Genomic DNA, 18,809 nt, shown 5'->3' with positions numbered 1-18,809 from the left:
CCTTCAATAACTCTTTTCCATTATTTGATAGTTACAAGCGCTTCTGCATGCTGCCCAAATCTCTTTTTACCAATAGTAAGGTCTACTGCAATTCGCTCACGGCGTATTTTCATGCGAGGAGGAACTGTGATTTCCGTTTTCACTTTGGCGGTTCCCTTTCCAGAAATTCCCACTTTCATCTTCCCGTTTCTCACTTTCCATTTGTTAGGAACAACAACATTCACAATCGCTTCCTCTTCTTCTTGAAATGGATTTTTTATCTCCACTTCAATGGAAAATGTGCCACCTTCCTCTACAAAGATCTGATATGGCTTTATTGTCGCTCCGAATCCCTCTGCTCCAAAATCTATCGTCTCAAGTGGCAATAATTCTTGGTGCAATCGTTCTAGTGCTTCTCCATTTTCCGTAATAATGTCAAGATATTCGTCCGTTACATATATAGGATCACAGTGACCAAAAAGTAGAATATCAGGCCGGATGTTTTTGTATAACCGAGCGCTGGCACGGTAATCCCAAATACGGAAGCCATTATGATAGACATAGTTATAATCGGTCCCTTGGTATTGGTCTCCAACCGCCAACATTTTTTTTCCGTCTACTTCAAACTGAATGGCCACTGCATATAAGGTATGGCCCGGCTGCTCATACAATGTCAATTCATATTCTTCCCACTGAATAGCTTGGTGAAGGGGAAGTTTACGATCGACGGAGATGGGATCATACCATAAACAAGGGAGATCATAACTCTGGGGATTTTCCAAAATATCAGAAAAATTTTCTGGACACCAAACTTGTGTATTCTCAACACTTTTTAGCAAGTTGAAACCTGCTACATGATCATCATGAAAGTGAGTCGGGATAACAACATCAATGCTGTCTACATGAAAATCCCTCTTTAATGCGGAAATGGTATATAGCCATGGTCTCCTTGAAGCGCGATCGGCCCCTGCAGCCACACCTCCGACAAAGTCGTAACCAAAATCAATCATTAATGCCTTTCTGCTTGACGATATCAACACATAAGAGTTAGATAAACTAGTACGATTTTTTAACAGGTGTGGTGTAATAGTTTCATACGGCTTCTCTCTTAATTCAAATAATCTTGGATTCTGTTTGCGGCGCTTCATTAATTCACGCAAACGCTCAATGAGCAGATTGATCGCAAAATCAGGTTCATCGATAACGACACCGTGCGAAGGAAGAAGAAGATCTATCTCCCTCTCCTGTAGATCTAATAAAGATAAAACGGTTAGTGCGATCCCTTCTCCACCGTTATAAGTCCATTGAGTTGCAGATAAAGACCATACTTTTCCTGGGCCAGCTATCAAATCACCTGTAAAAGCAATCTTTTTTCCATCGAGTTCTGTTATAATACTTATCGAACCAACTGTATGGCCTGGTGTTGGAATAATGGTAAATAGCTGCTGATTGAAAACTCTAGTCGAATAATCAGTTAATGTGCCAGTAATTGTAACAGGCCATAGCAAAGAAAAACGGTCTTGGCGCATGTTATAATTATTATCAATTTCTCTTGCCTGCCAGTGTGTATCTACTTCTTGAAACAAATCCTGTTCCATATGTGGAACCCAAATGTTAATCCCTTCATGATTTGCCCTTTCCAGCCCTTGGCACTGGTCACGATGATGATGTGTTAATAAAACATCCGTCACTCTCTTGACACCGATTGCAGCTAATTCGTCTAATACATCGCCACTTCCAAAATCTATTAGTACTGCCGAATGGCCATTTTTGACTACGTACACGTTACAAGTGTCCTCATAGAGAAATAAATTTTCTGAGATTTGTTTCATAAAAACCCCTCCGCACTATGCAGTTAACTAGTTGCAATCCCAGCCATTTTGAGAGTTAAAAATATTTAACTCTCCTCTGTTGACGGCATTTTCTGCGTATAGATACATCGCTGCTGACCAGGATTGGACGCCATAGCCCATTGGACGTCCAGATAAACCATGGAACCATTCATTAAACTCCCATTCATGCTTCTTCCCCATCCTGTTCATTTCGGCAAGTTTTACAAGTTGTCTTTCCGCTTCTTCCATTCGCCCAACTTTAACGAGGGCAGCCACGTAAAATCCGCCAATAAAAGGCCACGCCCCTCCATTATGATAATGATGCGGTTGATTTAGGTTACGAACGCGATAATACTCTCTCCAATCCTTTTCTCCCGGACGAATAACAGGGTAAAGAGCTTGAACAGGGAACGGCTCATTTAAACCGCAATCATGAATATAATCTAAAATTTTATTTGCCTTGTTTTTATCTGCAACTCCAAAAATGATAGCTAGCAAATTAGCCAATGTATCAAAACGATCAGCAAAATCACGAAATCCCATGTATGGCAAGTAGAATGGACGTTCTACTAGTTCGGTTTCAACACGCTTTAACGGATACAGCCATTCCTTTCTTTCATTTGCTATCCATTCATAATCCTTTGGTTCTTCTGGTCCTACCCAAAGAAGAACATTAATTTTTTTATGTACATCTTTTGCATGATTCATGTAAAAGTCACTGTTATAACCCAGTTCGTTTGCTAAATGTGCCATACAAGTCCAAACTGCATAATATAAAACATTGTCAAATAAAACGTTATAACGATTACCAAACAAATCAGCCCAATCCATGGCCTCATGTACTTCTAATAACCCGCATTCATTAGAATCTTGATAGCGCAGCCACAGCAATGCCTTTTCCAAACTCGGCCATGCATTTTGAAGAAACTCTTTATCTTTAGTTACCATATAGTTATAATAATGCCCTATAATGTACCAAAGATTGCTGTCAATACAGCCTGCATGAATCGTGTCCTCAATCGGAACTCCTTCTTTTCCAGTTACTTTAAGTTTTCCTCCGTGAGCGATTAGCGCTGGATCATTAACATTTGTATATCCAACATTATGAGGAATTTTTCCAAGATTTGATTGGAATTTACGCAAAGTTTCCAAAGAACGTTTGTGAATAGCTTTCCCTTCATCGCTGTCACAAAGCAATAGCCCAAAGCCGCTAATCATGCTATCTCTTGCCCAGACTTGCTGATATGCTTGATTAGATCCTAGTAAACCTAACTCCCCGCCATTTGCTATCAACAATCTTTCAGCATGCTTTCTTCCTTCTTTCACCAGGCTCTCGTCGATAATTTGTCTACTCATCTTATTATCCCCTTTTCTTGATCTGCTTTTAATCTTGCATACTCGATAATTGGAACAAGTAGACTTCCAGATACACGTTTTAGATGATTTTCAACTTCTTTCAAGGATTCCTCCAACCATTTATACGGTTCTGCTATATCTTCCTCATTTTCAATTGCTTTTAAAACAGCAATAGCTCTTCTTCCAGCCCATGCCCAACTTTCGAGTGACTCAATCCATGGTAGGAGATTATTTCGTAGCGCATAATTTGACATTCGAAATTTTAAATCATAGCATGCTTCATCAATAGAATCCAAATAGCTATGTAATCTTTGTATCGCCAAACTATCTGTTGCCCTTTCTCCTGCATAAAGCAAGTCTAAAGCTTTGTCTGTAAGCTGTTTCAATTTCTCCACACTTACATGTTTAAGACAGGAGTATAACGTATTTTCCGCAAATATTTTCAGTGCGTCCGAATGTTCTTTGCCTGCAACTTTTTGCAAAGCCTTTTCCCAAGACACCCAAGGTTGATAATGGACAGGATCTCGAAAATAATCAGAAAAAGTTAGCAACGCAATTTTTGAGGCTTCGGCCTCACTCATCGTATTAACAACAAACCCTTTACACACACTAGGCAACGCAGCGCTGCGCCCTGTTATTGGACCGATATGTATTTCTACTCTCATTGCTAAATCATTAACCGGATAATTATCCCAAATAATAGGCCGTCGTTTAATTGCCTCTGCAAAATCACCGGTTTCTTGTTCAGAAATCGTCTCGGAACAAATATCAGGTCCCGTATAAAAAACATCAATATCTGGATGCAATCCTTCTCCTAATTCATAGATGTATTGACTAAAAGGCGCTTTTCCGTAATAATCAGTCGGGCAAAGCATCAAGCGACATTTATTATCGAGCTTTTTTAACCATGCATATAATCGATTGGCAAGATATACATGTGCTTCCGCATAGGTTTTAAACTTTTCCTTCTCTTCTTTATAACGAAATTTAGATGAGATATCATCTAAAGAAACCATAAACGTACGGACACCAATGTCATAAAACGTCTTAAGTTTAGATACAACAATCTTAAAGTCTTCTTCAGATGCATAATTTATGGAAAGACCAGGACTAAGGGAATAACAAAATTCAACACCGACTTTTCGGGAAAGTTCAACCGTTTTTTGAAATTGTTCCATAATAGAATCAGGATAAGGTTCACGCCAATGCACACGGTGCTGACGGTCATTTTTCGGACTATAAATGTACAGATTATAACCATTTTCACCAAGAAAAGAAATTAAGTTGTTGCGTTCCGGTGGTGTATAAAAAACCCCATAAAACCCTTCTATAACTCCACGAATTTGAAAAGGGGAATGAACCATGTAACTCACTCCTTGCTAATCAGAAGAGCTCAGATGACCTTGCTTTGCTCCCCAAAAAGTTTGTTATTTTATCTATAACAATCTGTTCTACTGCTGTTTGGGCCAATGCTAATTGTTCTTTTGATAGTGCTTTACATTCGGAATTTGTCATTCGTTTCTTACGCCCTAACGCTTCTAATAAAGCTACTTCTAGATCAGTGGCAATGTTTACTTTGCTAATGCCGCCACATGGAATATGTATTGCTTTTTGAATCATCTCGGAAGGCACTCCAGACCCCCCATGTAATACAAGATGAACAGGAGTTAGTTCACGAATCGCCCGTAAACGCTTGAAATCTAATTTTGGTTGCTGTACTTGGTAAACGCCATGGGCGGTTCCAATGGAAACTGCCAATGCGTCACATTTTGTTTCATTAACAAAAAGCATCGCTTCTTTAGGGTCTGTATATAGCTCTTCATCCGTATCCGTCTCGACCAAATCTGTTGATCCAATTTTTCCAAGTTCCGCCTCTACTGATACCCCCTTAGAATGTGCATATTCTACTACTTCTTTCGTAATTTTCATATTTTCTAATAACGGCTTATCCGAAGCATCAATCATAACAGAGGTAAAACCTGCCGCAATAGCCTCTTTTATGACAGATAACTCTTTCGTATGATCGAGATGAAGAACAACTGGTACCGTAATTGCTTCTTCTTCTAGTACTCTATAAAATTCAGCAGCAAACTCAAACGGCTTAATTTCATATATATCCATTTCTTTTTGCGAGATTTGAACAATGATTGGAGATTTTGTTTTTTGCGCTGCTCGCAAAACCGGTCTAATCATTGGTATATAGCGAGGTGAAAAAGAACCGACAGCATATCCGTTTTTCTCCGCTTGTTCCAATACCTTTTTTAAAGTTAAAACATTCTTAAATTTTATTTTTTTATTCATTTGACTAGATTCTCCTTTTCCGTTGAGAAGACTGTTTGCTGAATGTGATAAAATTTCCTTAATGCTTGTTGTAACTGCAAATATCCACACTCATATAACGTTTTATATCGTTGGTGGAATGTTTGATTGGGATAAATTTCTGTTGTTTCGCCTTGCGAAAGAATAGTAACCATCTCGTTTTCATCTTTATAGATTCCGCATCCGATTCCAGCTGTAATCGCTGCTCCAAGAAGCGTAGCCTCAGAAACGGGCGGAATAGACAAACAACAGTTTGTGACATCAGACTTTATTTGCATCCAATAGCGATTTTTTGTGCCGCCGCCGACAACAAACATTTTTCGAATAGGTAATTCGATTACTTGTTCCGCAGCCCTACGAATACTTTCAATTTCAAAAGATATCCCTTCAAAAACCGCTTTTAATATATCCTCTTTCTTGTGTGATGCCGTCAATCCTATGAATGCAGCTTTGGCAGCAGAATCCGGTAGCGGCGCTCCAGCCCCCGCTAAATATGGATAATATAAAATTCCGGTCGGCCCTTCCCTAGTTGAAGAAGAAAGTCTTTGGACCTGCTCGTAAGTTAATTTAACATCCGATAATAAAACTCTGAGCCACTCTACTGAACCACCAGAAGACTGAATTCCTCCGATCCAAAAAAAGCGTTTTTTTAATACATGACAGCCAAAAGATAATCCCGATTGAAACTCTTTTTTACCTAATTGTCGTTCCTTCAAGGTACCAACTAATGTCTCCGCTGTACCAATTGAATTAAAAACAGTCCCTGGATTAATTGCACCAACAGCTACAGATGCACATACATGATCATGTCCTGAAATAGCTACCGGTGTTCCGAAGGCAATGCCCAACCTTATTAATTCTTCTTGATTAGTTTCCCCTACTTTGGTACCACTTGGCAAAGCTTCAGGAAATATTTCTTTTGGTAACCCAAAATGGGCAAGCCATTCAAAATCCCACACTTTTTGATCAATTCGGAATGCAAATGTTCGCTGAGCTAGCGTATAATCCGTTTTAATAGTACCTGTTATTCTGTATGCTATATAATCTGGTGCAGAAAGCCAGATGGCATCTTTAAAAATGGAAGAATCTTGTTTTTTCAACCAAAGAAGTTTTGCCAATCCATATTTATAGCTACTACGAAGGCCTGTTTTACAAAAGCGGAGAAACGGATCATCCTCTTTACATATCATCTCTGCCTCTTTTTCTGCACACTTACTAAACCATGGAATAAAATCTGTTTTTGGCTGCCCTGTCTTTAAATCCAATAACAAACCTGTTTCCGCCATGCCCGTTATCCCAATGGCAGAAATAACTTCTTTATTTTCTATCAATACATCTTTTATACAGGTTACGATCGTTTGCCAAAGTTGCTCTGGCTTATAATATGGATAACCGTTCCGATCATAATATTTGATGTTTGGAAGAACGACAATTTTTTCGGCATCTCCTTCTTCGGTAAACAACCCTGCTTTACAATGTGTAGTTCCAATATCAATGCTTAAGAGTTTCATTCATTGTATCAATCCTTTCGCGATTCGTTTCACCTTTTCCATTCCAAGTTCAGGACTTGTTAGAAATTTTGTTTGTATATCTTTAGGGAATTTTTCGATAGAACGAGCCATGGAAGCCTGAGCTAAAACAACAATATCTACCTTTTGTATGATATTTTTCAACGTCTCAGCAATCATTTCATCATGGCTTGCTTTATCACCATTTAAAAGACATTCATAAGCTTCCGCAACCAAAAGTGGTTCGATTTCGACCTGTTTATTCATTTCTACTGCCTTTCGTTGAAGAAGGGAAATAGTTGGATTAAGTGTTGTCGATAATGTTGCGACAACTCCAATTTTCCGTCCACGTCTAATTGCTTCTTCCGCCATCTCCTCATCGATTCTAACAACTGGAACAGACACCTGTTGACGCATGACATCCACCAATTCACCAACTGAAGAGCATGCATTTAGAATCACTGTAGCTCCTGCCTGTTCGGCATATTTTGCGTATTGAATTAATCGATCCCGAACCTCCTCAATTTTCCCGCCATTTTCAATTAACTGTGGTAAAATCGAATCATCCAAATAATTAATCACTTTGTATCCAGGAAGGTATTTCGCCGCTAAAAATTTTAGTGTTTCAATAGTAACTGGAGTAGTGTGAATAATCGCCAAAATCTTATTCATGATACAGCTGCACTCCTCATTTTATAGATGTACAAAATTCTTTATCCTTTGGAGCCCGCGGTCAGATTCATGCCTTCGATAAAGTAACGCTGGAAGAAAAAGAACAAGAGAATAACCGGCAATAAAACTAAAAGTGAACCTGCCATCAAGTAATTCCATTGAGTGTCATTTTGTCCTCTAAAAACCTGTAATCCAATTTGCAATGTGTATAGCGATTCGTCATTGATGTAAAGTAAAGGACCCAAAAGGTCATTCCAAGCACCATTGAAGGCAAAGATAGCTACAGTTGCTATAGCTGGTTTGGAAAGTGGAATAATAATTTTCCACCAAATATATAAATGGTTTGCCCCGTCTATTTTGGCTGCCTCAATTAATTCGTTTGGTATTGTTAAGAAAAATTGACGTAATAAAAAAATAAAGAATGCACTACCAAAAAAGGAAGGTACTATTAAAGGAAGATAAGTATTTATCCAGCCCAGTTTAGAAAATAGAATATATTGTGGTATCATCGTTACAAACCCTGGAATCATCATTGTCGCTAAAACAATGGTAAACAATAAATTGCTTCCTTTAAAACGAATTTTGGCGAAGCCATAAGCAATAAACGAATTCGCTAAAACACTGCCTATCACAACGCAAATCGTAATGAATAATGTGTTAAGTGCATAACGTCCAAATGGAGCAGCCTGAATGGTTTTAATATAGTTTTCAAAGTGAAATTCTTTTGGTATAAAAGTTGGTGGATACGTCATGATTTCTTTCATATCTTTTAATGAGGTAGAAACCATCCACCAGATAGGAGAAAGTATTAAAATACTCCCAAATGTTAAAATAATTGTCACAATTATTTTAATTAGTCTTTTCTTTAACTTGACACTTTGGAAATAGCTGTTTCTAATTTGGCTGCTATCCTTCATTTTCTATCCTCCCCATCGTAATGTACCCATCGAGGAGCAAGTTTTAAATTGATAATTGTTAAGATTAGGACAACTATAAATAATAACCACGACATTGCCATTGCATACCCCATATCAAATGCCTTAAACGCTTTGTTCCACATATGAAGATTAAAAAAAAGCAATGAATTATTTGGCCCTCCATCGCCATTTTTACTCATTACATAAGCTTCTTGGAATATTTGAAACGCTCCAATTAAACTAGTAACAAGATCGAAAAAAATAACAGGGGTAATCATCGGCAAAGTAATGTGGCGGAAACGTTGAAATGCGTTTGCACCATCAATCTCTGCAGCTTCATATAATGATTTAGGCACTCCTTGTAGGCTTGCTAAGTAGAGTAGCATCCCGCCACCCACACTCCACATTTTCATAAAGATTAATGCTGGTTTCGTCCATTTAGGGTCAAATAGCCAAGCCGGACCGTCGATTCCAAACCATGAAAGAAATGTATCGACAAGCCCAGACGAAGGACTTAATAACTGCATCCAAAGCAGATAAACACCGACTCCAGAAAGAACAGCTGGTAAATAAAAAATGGTACGATAAACTCTCATGCCCGGCACACCTTGATTAAGCAGCACTGCCAATATAATGGCTCCAACAGTTGTAAGAGGAACAGAAATGACAACATAATACAACGTATTGGTCAGAGAAACCCAAAACAAGTCATCATCTGTGAACATTCTTATGTAATTTTTAAAACCGATGAATTCCATTCTTGATGTAATATCATAATTAGTAAAACTCCCATATAGGGAAAATAACAGTGGTCCCGCTGTAAAGAGTAAAAAACCAATAATCCAAGGTGCAATAAAAAGATAGCCTTGTAATCCTTCTTTTCGCTGTATGGTCATAAATTTTCGTTTCTTCTGACGATTTAGTTTTGCCTCATTTTTTGTTGATAGTGAAGGCTGCATAAAGAATTCCCCTCCCTCTACTACTCGATTGGATGAATCAGGGAGCGAATGGAGGCATTCACTCCTAGCGCTATTGGCTATTTATTGCTCTTGACCAATTTTTCTACAGCTTTTTGTGCATCATCCAATGCTTCTTTAGGAGTTTTTTTACCAAGTAACGCAGCATCAATTTCTGGTTTGACTAAATTTAAATAATCAGGTGTTGCAAGAGGGACAGGAGTCAAAATAGTATTTTCCATATTTTTTGTAGCTAGATCATATACTTTCTTAGCTTCCACTGTTAACTCAGGGCTTTTAGCAGCTTTTTTTGCCGCTTCAATATTGGCAACGTTGTCAAAGTTTTTTACTGCCCAATACTCCTGTGCTTTAACATCGGTTAAATATTTCATAAATTCCCAAGCAGCGTCAGCATGTTTCGCACCACGAGGAATTTCTAATACAAAACCACCGCCCCAGCTTGTATGACCTGAACCAGGTTCTCTTTCAGGAAGCGGAGCAACACCAAAATTCATTCCATTTCCATAATCTCTAATTTTTGTATAAAATGTTGCAGCTTCAGTAATCATTGCTACTTTTCCAGATATAAATGGATCTGAGCTTTGATCGCCAAATTCAGCTTTAAATGTCGCTAATTCTTTTTGACCATAGTAATCTTGATATTTTTTAAACCATTCTAAAGTTACTACATTTGTATCGCTATTAATAATTGGCTTGTTTTTCTCATAGTCCCAAAAACCTTTACCATTTGCATTAATCATCCAAATATCAGGACCAATGCCATGTCCAGGAACATACCCAATTCTCTCATAATGACCACCTTTTTTTATATCTAACTTTTTCCCGTAATTCTCTAATTCTTCCCATGTTTGTGGTGGTTTTTCGGGGTCTAGTCCAGCTTCTTTAAAGGCGTCTTTGTTATAAAATAAGATGCGAGTATCTGTGTTAAACGGCAGTGCATAAGGATCCCCTTTATACAAGGTTGCATTATATAATTTTGGGAAGAATCGCTTTTTAATCTCCGGATCTTTTTTTATATATTTTGCTAGATTTGTGTTTTGGTTTTTTTGAGCACGTTGGGCAACTGTATTAATATCTTGGACGATTAAATCAGGAGGATTCCCTGCGGCAACTGCTGCTAATTCCTTTGTCCAAATATCTCCCCACGGAAGATATGTATGTTTTACATAAATTTTATTTTGGGATTTGTTAAAATCATCAATGATTTTTTCAATAATTGGACGTCTTATTTCAGAACCCCAAAATGTCCAAAAGTCAACTACAACCCTACCGTCTTTTCTCTTCCCCTCTTCTCCTGCTGTTTCCTTGTTACTACAGCCAAATAACAGAGAGCTAAGGCTTAAAGCAAGAACAAACAACAGCAAGAAAATTTTTTTGGCTCTTTTCATTCTTCTCCCTCCTAATTTTTAAATCTTAAAAAAGATCCCCTCGCCGATTCACCGCTGCTTGCTACAAACACCAACATCGGCAAGTTTCCATCGAATTCTTGCTGTCCGTCTCACAGCATGACGGTTGTTATATTATTTTGTTGTGATGTTGTGGGGTTTTGCTGTTTTTATTATGATATGAATTCGCTTACATGTCAATATATTCAGAATATTATAATTTAACAGATAATAAAAAATAGTAAATAAGTAATATAATCTTAATTATTTGATCTATTGTTAACCATCTGAAATGCAGATGATGTTCTTGCGTATACCAACAAAAACATTTTGATGTTTCTTTCTCTTTGACATAAACTGTTCACTTATACCGTTTGGAACAATAGGCCGGTCAAGTCCAAATTATTGTGTAAATTCCCCTTTGATAGAAAACATGGACCTGATGACTTGATGTATGGCAGGTGTGTCCGGCAAGCCTCCCTGCCGGCCGCCTTCCCAGACAAATGATCATGTTGTCAAGGGACAGGCGTGTCAAGGAGCTTTCGCGGCATATCCTCGCTTCGCTCCGGTATTCCGCGTTCTCCTTGACACGGCGTAGAGGTTATCCCACTCTCTTGATCGCCGGAGCCCCCTGATTCACCGATCGGACTCCTTGCTCTTTCGTTTTCCGCCACTGCCAATATTCAGCCATATCCAAGTATTTGTGCCCTGACATCCATTTTTCATCGATTTCGATCAACACGGCACCAACGAGGCGATACACCGATTCCCGGTTCGAAAAGATGCGGATGACCCGTTCTCTGCGGCGAATTTCTTCGTTCAGCCGTTCCACTCCGTTGGTCGTGCGCAGACGCCGACGATAACGGTCCGGATCATCCAATACGGCGGTGGCGTCTTCGAATCCCTCTTCGAGGATTTGCATGGCTTTTGGGGCTTTTTCTTCCCATTTGGCCAGCACTTGTTCCAATAACAGCCGGGCCGTTTGCTTATTTGGAGCATGAAGAATCCCACGAATCTCCTCGAGCAAGGCATCCTGCATATACTTTGGTGCGGCATCGAGGATATTGCGAATAAAATGTGTCTGGCATCGTTGCCATGTAGCGCCTTGCAAATGCTTTTCAATGGCTTGCACCAGCCCACCGTGCTGATCCGAGATGATCAAGTCCACTCCCCGGAGTCCCCGATCTTTCAGCCATCCGAAGAACTCGCTCCAGCTGGACTCCGATTCACTGTTTCCGATTTGCAGGCCAAGAATTTCCCGATATCCTTCCTCATTCACTCCTGTAGCGATCAACACGGCTCTGGAGCGTACTCGTCCATCCTCCCGGACTTTCGTATAAATAGCATCTACTAGCACAAACGGATACACGTGTTCATGAAGGGAACGGTAATTCCAGTCTTGGATAATCGGATCCAGTCCCTTGCACAGTGAGGAGACCGTGGACTTGGAAAACGAAGTGCCGCATAATTCTTCCGTGATTTGAGTGATTTTTCGGGTAGACACCCCGTTTACCACCATTTCCATTAGTGCCAGTACCAGTGCTTGTTCACTCCGTTAATACCGTTGGAACAGTTCCGTAGAGAACTCCCCATCTCTTGTCCGTGGAACGCGCAAGGTCAACCGTCCCACCCGGGTCGTCAGCTGGCGTGAATACGAACCGTTTCGATAGCCTTTTCGTTCTTCTGTTCGTTCATAACGGCGAGCTTCCAGCTGTTCTTCTACTTGTGACTCGAGGATTTGATTGAGGACTTGTTCCAATAGCTTAGCTAATCCCTCATCTCTGGTGAATAACCCGTGCAACAGTTCATCATTTAGGGTAATATGATATTGAGCCATGGTTGCATTCCTCCTTATGTTTGGTGTTTTTGGTCCACTGTTTATTCTACCAAAGGGGAAGCAACATGGCTCTTTTTCTATTTCCCTTTTTACACAATTATATGGACTTAACTCTACAGGCCTATAGAGAAAAACATCTTTAAAAGAAGGTATTACGGAGAAATTTAAGAATAAAATATACAGGCGCTCTCTTTACGGATTGACGCTGTTTTGTGGTTTTGTATTATCAGCACAACACCAAAAACCACAAAATAACAAATTTTATTTAAGAAAAGGAAAAGGGGGAAGGAAATGCGTATTGCTTTTCATACTGCTAACTACTTTGCCCGATCTTCTAATTATCAAACTAGCTTTCAACAATGGGGAATAGCTGAACGACGGGTCATCGAAAACTTTAGTCTCGCTGAATTTGATCGTATATGCGCTGATATCGCGAAAGCAGGGTTTACATATATAGAGTTGTGGATGGCGCATGCGTTTCCAAAATTTATGACACCATATCTTGCTGATGAGTTAAAAATGATATGGCAGCAACATGGATTAACAGTAATCAGCTACTCATGTTCGTTAGGCGACCCAATCCGTTCTCCTCGCTGGACACGTCTTTGCTTCGAGACCTGCAAAATGCTCGGCATCGATTTAATTACAAGTGGTATTTCTAAAAATGCCGCACCAATCATTTCCTCCCTTTGTCGCGACTACAGAATTAAGGTCGCAGTAGAAAACCATGACGAGAAACACCCTAATGAAATTAAGGAAATCATCGATGGCTTCGATGATTGGCTTGGGGCATGCGTTGATACTGGTTGGTTTGAAACACAAGGATTTCCTGCACATGAAGCAATTTGGCAATTAAAAGACCATTTATTCCACATTCATCTTAAAGATGTTAAAGAAATAGGCGCTCATAACACAACAGCTTTAGGCAATGGTATTGTTAACGTTTCAGCCTGTATCCAAGCATTGCGAGAAATCAACTATAATCGATCGCTCTCCATCGAACATGAATCAGGCGATCACGATCCTACGGAAGACTGTGCCAATGGACTTCAATTAGTCTATCAATTACTTGGAAATTAGGATGTTTCCCATCAATATGTGGTTACACACGATTCTTAACACGAAGCGATGGATAGTCGGAAGAAGTAATGGTTCAACTTCTTCATCCTTATAAACTTGTTGTTGACCAACTCCGTCTGGCTGTGCTTTCATACTTTATTTATTGACTCGTACTCTCGTTGTTTTTGGTGTAGTAAGTGAAACTAATACCATATTTTTTAATCATAGTTACTCATTAGCCCCCTAATGAATTTGGACACTCGATAAGGTGTTTTTTATAATCGAAGTGACCAAATAATGAAGGGGGCTTTTGATGTACATGAAACGAAGAAAACATTCAAAGGAATTTAAGCTACAAGTGGTGAAAGAAGCATTAGAAGTTGGAAATAAAGCATTGGCAGCTAGAAGATACGAGATTAGCCCGAATCTTGTGCAAAGATGGGTGAAGGCATATGAAGAAGGAAAACTAGGACAAGAAATGGTTTCCTTCTCAGCTGAAATCAAACGGCTGGAAGAAGAAAACGAGCAGCTCAAGAAGCTATTAGGGGAAAAAGATTTAGAAATCGCGATTTTGCATGATTTGATAAAAAAGAAGAACCCTCACTTACTGAAAAATTGGAAGTAGCCGAGCAGTGGATCAAGAAAGGATATCCGATTACAAAAGTATTGGAGATTCTAGAAATCCATCGCTCAACCTACTATTATCAGCAGAACGGAAAAGTCGAGAAGAAAACAGTAGGTGGGGGACGTCCAACACCCGGCTACTCTCTAACGGCAACTGGCGAAAAAGTGCCAGACGGACCAATCCAAGAATGGCTCTCTGAACTTGTGATGGGAGGAGGATTTGCCTACGGATATCGCAAGCTGACCATTCAGTTAAGAAGAGACCATCAGCTTGTGATCAGTAAGAAAAAAGTATATCGATGGTGTAAAGCGATGGACTTACTACGTTCGCAGCGAGAGAAATGGATTCCATATCCGAAGAAACTCGCTCGAAATCGCATTATTACAGGTTCGAATCAGTTATGGGAAATGGATGTGAAATATGGATATATCGTTTTTCTTTGTTTTGTCGCTCATCGATGTGTATGACCGTTCGGTGATTGATTACCATATTGGGTTGAGTTGTTCAGGAAGCGATGCCGTAAAGACGCTTCAAAGAGCGTTATTCAAGCGTCAGCAATTTGAACAGGCAAATAAACCTGTGATTCGGACAGACAACGGCCCGCAATTTATTTCTCATGCCTTTGAAGCTGCCTGTGAGCGATTTGGAATCGAAGATGAACGGATTCCACCACGGACGCCGAATATGAACGCGCATATTGAAGCGTTTCATCGTTTACTGGAGGAGGAATGTCTAGGAAGAATGGCGTTTGACAGCTATGAAGAAGCTTATCAAGCCGTGATGGAGTACATGAAATTTTATAACGAGCGAAGGATTCATTCGGGTATTCTCGATCTTCCACCGCATGAATTTTACAAAAAAGCGCAAACGGAATCGTGAATCATCAAAGAAGTTCGCGTATAAGGCAAGAGGATTTTGTCTTCTTGCCAAAAAAAAACGAGAAATTTTGAGAATAACCTAAAATAAGATAGGATGTGTCCAAACTTTTAGGGGATCAATCCGCTTTTCTCGATCCGAATATCGAGAAAAGGTCTAATCCACTACAGAGACGATACATGTGCTATTCACATTTTTTTGAAATCTTTGAATGCCAACGTGAGCAGCTTTTGCAATAGAAATCGCACGGATGCTCCCAACAAAAAGAATTCCTATTCCAGTCCAAAATAGGACAGCCATCACCGCAATCAATATACTGCTTAATGCAAGGAAAGTTATGAGAGGCTGTTTAATTCCAAGCATAAGCGAAAAAAAAAATAAAGCTCGATACCATGGTAATTGTAGCCGCAAATAAACCGGGATACTATAACAAACAGCAATAAAGTAAAGAAAACCAATAGTAAGGATAGCTCCTCGAAGCAGCAACATAGTTCCTGAAAACTGATTCTTCCAAATGAGAAGGTCAGCAACAATAGATACTCTAATTACAAGTGGAATTATTCCTTCTAAATAACTTTTCCAAAAATATGCTTTAAACTCTCTCTAAAATGTTTTATATATAAGGATATCAATGTCACATGTTAGCCATTTCTCGATAACAGCGAACATCGCTACGGTTGCTGGTATAATACTAACAATGGGAAGTGAGAACAAAAACCATATAATATTTAACACTAAAAGTCTCCAAATCCATTCCCACCATGACTGCTTTTTTATCATCGCATCTTGCCCGCCTTTCCTGGCGTGGTTTATCAAAAAAACTATTCATAGATTAACTCAATCCATACTTCTCCTTCCTGATCAGAACAATCGATGGTAAATAAAGCTTCTCCCTGTCTAGAAATGAGCGCTTGTTGGCCATTTACCGCTGCAATTTTAGGTTCACGAAATGCAACAAAACCAAATTGTCCTCCTTCTGCTAGGCGAACAATCATTTTCTTGTCCATTATTATTTTTTCTAAAATAGTTTTGGTTGTTAAATACTTATTTAAAAGACCTAGCGGGATAATCTCCCCATCAAGCGGGCAAATGATAAATAATGCAACGTCTTCCTCCTCAAGTACCAAATCGAGTTTTTGTGTGGCATTAAGTATGTTAACTTGTTGATTAAAATAGTCAAATACAATAAACTTTTGGCCGATAAGTCCCGGTACATCAGATGGACTAACTACCCCTTTTACCCGTTCACCTCTTACATTGATGTTAAATGCCACAATAATCCCATTCTCATTTACTCTATTCCAAACCTTTAAAGGCACCTTTTCCTCATTCACGTTAACAAATAAACAGTCCTCTGTCGGAAGTCCAGGTTGATCTGCCCGTAATATGCGGCCATCTTTCAAAATAAGCGGCCAAACTATTAAAGGATCGGTTTCTCCTACACGGTCACTAAAGTAAACAGGGCCTCCACTTATTGCTCTAAGTACGGCGTTTTGAATATCTTCTTCGTGATTCGTCCAGAACATATCCCAGTCTCCCCAATAAAACTGACCGTGATAAAATGAATTGTAAACATTTTGTAGTGCATGCTCTTTAAAACTAATCTCTTTACTTGGTACAAAGTCATCACTATTTCTTGAAACCGCGGAGACAGGGCGATTCCAGATGTTTTCAGAAGCCATTCCCATGCAATTAATAATACAGTGATCAAAGTATAAGCCAACTGATGCTTCCAAGGCTACATGGGTACCGCGAGCAGCCTCGCCAATAGACTTTTGATACATCATAAAATTATTAATAGCACTCTGGCTATCTACTTTTACAAAGTCCACACCTTGTTTTTTTAGAATCTCATGCCAGGCACTCCAAAAACCAAATCCTTTAACGGAATCCGGATAAGGAACAAATTTATTACTGTTTGTTTGATATAGGAAATTTCTCAATTCATTTACTAATGGGCTTTCTGGATGAATACCGCCCCAGTAACCTGCGATTGTATGCCAAACACCTACCCAATTCACCCCGAATTGATTTTTCAATATATTAATTGTCGAAGAAAGGCCATTAGGAAATTTCTCTTTATCAGCATTAAATGAGTAGAGGCGATCTTCCTTAACATCCAACCACCCATCGTCAATGATCACCCATTTAACAGGCACTTTTTTTTCCTTAAGTTCAGCCATTTTTCTTACAATACCTTTTTCATTTACTTGATGATAAAAGGCATCCCAGCTACACCAACCAAGATACTCTAAAATCTCGGGATATCGTTTTTTCGAACGAGGTAATGTTCGAAATCCAAGCACTTCTATGGAACTATCAATAACTTTTTTTGAAAGTGTAAAAGGATTATTTCCTATACCTAATACGAATGACAGTGTACAGCAACGGTCAACCCCCCCAACATAAGAGGACAGTTTGATATCAAAACCCTTCCCATTTCCAGAAAGTTCTGTCTTATATATATCTGAACAGACAGGCAACAAATAATAATAATTTTTTGGCGTCTTCCATAAAAGCGATTGGGTTCTATCTGGTAGGCTGGAAAAATCTTTACTAAAATAAGGACGTGTCCACCAGTCTTTATGTTGGTAATGTGCTAACATTCCTTCTATAGGCCCAAGGCTATGGACTTTTAAAATGATGCATTTCTCTGGGGCAAAATAAGTATGTCTGTTCTGCAACCTTTCATTTTGAATATAAGCATCCACATAAGTAAATACCATATCATCATATATTTTGAAATAGAGCGATAAATTCACTCCTTTTTCCCTATTTTCAAGGAAATGTTTTATGGCTGTATAATTACCAAATCTGTCCCTATCAATAGTTTCCATCGAATTATCATGCTTAAGTTGGGCACAAAAACCGTCATGAAATGTTACCCAAACTTGCGATCTCCTTATAATATCTTTTACGATGTTAACTAGATGGAGTCTATCACCCTCACCCATTTGTTGCACCATTATTTCCTCCTTCGCCATGAATTAGATTTTAGATGGCAGAATAAATAGACATATTTGTTAAAGATCCTATACACTTAAAAGAAACTTGAATCACATGTTAGGAATATTAAATTTCATTTACCTTTTATCCTACGTTCTATCGTGCAATTTACTTCGATTTTTACAATCGTAAGCCGAACATATTTTTATATTATTTATAGATGCATATTATAATTACATTTAAAAAATTATTAATTATTTGCAAAATATATTATATCAATTTCAAATCCTAATTTTAAGACTTGAAAACACCTTTCTTCCATTATTGCTTCTAATCATCTCTGAATAAAGTGTTTTGGTTTTCTCATACAAAATTGGCTGTAGAAGGGGTTTTTAAAAAGATTTAATTAATTGAATAGTGAACACTATAACAGTGTAAATTTTCCAATATCTTTCAAGTTAAGCAACTACACCTTGACAACGACTGCGCACTTTTGGAGAAGTTTTCGTTTTAATAATCAT

At 38.8% G+C, this 18,809-nt stretch carries 12 protein-coding genes and 2 pseudogenes; 2 read left to right on the top strand and 12 right to left on the bottom strand.

Going from position 1 to position 18,809, the window contains the following annotated elements:
* Positions 1-20 precede the first annotated feature (20 nt).
* From HT574_RS09215 to HT574_RS09170, 10 genes and pseudogenes are all read right to left on the bottom strand, one after another.
* Positions 21-1,811 (bottom strand): MBL fold metallo-hydrolase, encoded by a 1,791-nt coding sequence (locus HT574_RS09215; protein WP_175244360.1) that lies wholly within the window; start codon positions 1,809-1,811, stop codon positions 21-23.
* Positions 1,812-1,838: 27 nt separating this feature from the next.
* Positions 1,839-3,167 carry an amylo-alpha-1,6-glucosidase gene (locus HT574_RS09210; RefSeq protein ID WP_175244359.1) on the bottom strand — a complete coding sequence of 443 codons (1,329 nt, stop codon included), beginning with the start codon at positions 3,165-3,167 and terminating at the stop codon, positions 1,839-1,841.
* Complete coding sequence (locus tag HT574_RS09205; RefSeq protein WP_175244358.1) at positions 3,164-4,531, bottom strand: protein O-GlcNAcase; 1,368 nt, start codon at positions 4,529-4,531, stop codon at positions 3,164-3,166. Before HT574_RS09205 ends, HT574_RS09210 begins: the two co-directional genes overlap by 4 nt.
* Positions 4,532-4,550: 19 nt before the next feature.
* Positions 4,551-5,468 carry a class II fructose-bisphosphate aldolase gene (locus HT574_RS09200; RefSeq protein ID WP_175244357.1) on the bottom strand — a complete coding sequence of 306 codons (918 nt, stop codon included), beginning with the start codon at positions 5,466-5,468 and terminating at the stop codon, positions 4,551-4,553.
* Entirely contained in the window at positions 5,465-6,997 is a 1,533-nt protein-coding gene (locus HT574_RS09195) for an FGGY-family carbohydrate kinase (RefSeq protein WP_175244356.1), read from the bottom strand. The genes HT574_RS09200 and HT574_RS09195 overlap by 4 nt, the downstream gene beginning before the upstream one ends.
* Entirely contained in the window at positions 6,998-7,666 is a 669-nt protein-coding gene (locus HT574_RS09190) for an aspartate/glutamate racemase family protein (protein WP_175244355.1), read from the bottom strand.
* A gap of 41 nt (positions 7,667-7,707) precedes the next feature.
* Positions 7,708-8,583 (bottom strand): carbohydrate ABC transporter permease, encoded by an 876-nt coding sequence (locus tag HT574_RS09185; protein ID WP_175244354.1) that lies wholly within the window; start codon positions 8,581-8,583, stop codon positions 7,708-7,710.
* Positions 8,580-9,542: a carbohydrate ABC transporter permease gene (locus tag HT574_RS09180; protein ID WP_305798067.1), complete on the bottom strand. Its 963-nt coding sequence runs from the start codon at positions 9,540-9,542 to the stop codon at positions 8,580-8,582. The genes HT574_RS09185 and HT574_RS09180 overlap by 4 nt, the downstream gene beginning before the upstream one ends.
* A gap of 77 nt (positions 9,543-9,619) precedes the next feature.
* Complete coding sequence (locus HT574_RS09175) at positions 9,620-10,948, bottom strand: ABC transporter substrate-binding protein (RefSeq protein WP_175244353.1); 1,329 nt, start codon at positions 10,946-10,948, stop codon at positions 9,620-9,622.
* Between the two features lie 598 nt (positions 10,949-11,546).
* Positions 11,547-12,782: pseudogene (locus HT574_RS09170) on the bottom strand (IS256 family transposase).
* Between the two features lie 291 nt (positions 12,783-13,073).
* Between HT574_RS09170 and HT574_RS09165 the strand changes: the two are divergent.
* Both HT574_RS09165 and HT574_RS09160 read left to right on the top strand, forming a co-directional pair.
* Positions 13,074-13,862 carry a sugar phosphate isomerase/epimerase family protein gene (locus HT574_RS09165; protein ID WP_175244352.1) on the top strand — a complete coding sequence of 263 codons (789 nt, stop codon included), beginning with the start codon at positions 13,074-13,076 and terminating at the stop codon, positions 13,860-13,862.
* A gap of 298 nt (positions 13,863-14,160) precedes the next feature.
* Positions 14,161-15,345 (top strand): annotated as a pseudogene (locus HT574_RS09160) (IS3 family transposase).
* 600 nt (positions 15,346-15,945) lie between these two features.
* On the opposite strand, the gene HT574_RS20500 reads toward HT574_RS09160, so the two are convergent.
* Both HT574_RS20500 and HT574_RS09150 read right to left on the bottom strand, forming a co-directional pair.
* Positions 15,946-16,122: a DUF624 domain-containing protein gene (locus tag HT574_RS20500; protein ID WP_175244351.1), complete on the bottom strand. Its 177-nt coding sequence runs from the start codon at positions 16,120-16,122 to the stop codon at positions 15,946-15,948.
* Positions 16,123-16,163: 41 nt separating this feature from the next.
* The gene (locus HT574_RS09150) at positions 16,164-18,308 is read right to left on the bottom strand and encodes a Sip1-related alpha-galactosidase (protein WP_175244350.1); all 2,145 of its coding nucleotides are present in this window, start codon (positions 18,306-18,308) and stop codon (positions 16,164-16,166) included.
* Positions 18,309-18,809: the final 501 nt, after the last annotated feature.

Source organism: Parageobacillus sp. VR-IP (genome assembly GCF_013357975.1).
Classification (GTDB): Bacteria; Bacillota; Bacilli; order Bacillales; family Anoxybacillaceae; genus Saccharococcus; species Saccharococcus caldoxylosilyticus.
The sequence above is the reverse complement of the archived record's forward strand: the minus strand, read 5'-3'. Positions and strand labels throughout refer to the sequence as shown.

Coding starts and splice junctions, on each gene's coding strand:
- HT574_RS09215 (WP_175244360.1), bottom strand. CDS start 1,811: ATGAAACAAATCTCAGAAAATTTATTTCTCTATGAGGACACTTGTAAC.
- HT574_RS09210 (WP_175244359.1), bottom strand. CDS start 3,167: ATGAGTAGACAAATTATCGACGAGAGCCTGGTGAAAGAAGGAAGAAAG.
- HT574_RS09205 (WP_175244358.1), bottom strand. CDS start 4,531: ATGGTTCATTCCCCTTTTCAAATTCGTGGAGTTATAGAAGGGTTTTAT.
- HT574_RS09200 (WP_175244357.1), bottom strand. CDS start 5,468: ATGAATAAAAAAATAAAATTTAAGAATGTTTTAACTTTAAAAAAGGTA.
- HT574_RS09195 (WP_175244356.1), bottom strand. CDS start 6,997: ATGAAACTCTTAAGCATTGATATTGGAACTACACATTGTAAAGCAGGG.
- HT574_RS09190 (WP_175244355.1), bottom strand. CDS start 7,666: ATGAATAAGATTTTGGCGATTATTCACACTACTCCAGTTACTATTGAA.
- HT574_RS09185 (WP_175244354.1), bottom strand. CDS start 8,583: ATGAAGGATAGCAGCCAAATTAGAAACAGCTATTTCCAAAGTGTCAAG.
- HT574_RS09180 (WP_305798067.1), bottom strand. CDS start 9,542: ATGCAGCCTTCACTATCAACAAAAAATGAGGCAAAACTAAATCGTCAG.
- HT574_RS09175 (WP_175244353.1), bottom strand. CDS start 10,948: ATGAAAAGAGCCAAAAAAATTTTCTTGCTGTTGTTTGTTCTTGCTTTA.
- HT574_RS09165 (WP_175244352.1), top strand. CDS start 13,074: ATGCGTATTGCTTTTCATACTGCTAACTACTTTGCCCGATCTTCTAAT.
- HT574_RS20500 (WP_175244351.1), bottom strand. CDS start 16,122: ATGATAAAAAAGCAGTCATGGTGGGAATGGATTTGGAGACTTTTAGTG.
- HT574_RS09150 (WP_175244350.1), bottom strand. CDS start 18,308: ATGGTGCAACAAATGGGTGAGGGTGATAGACTCCATCTAGTTAACATC.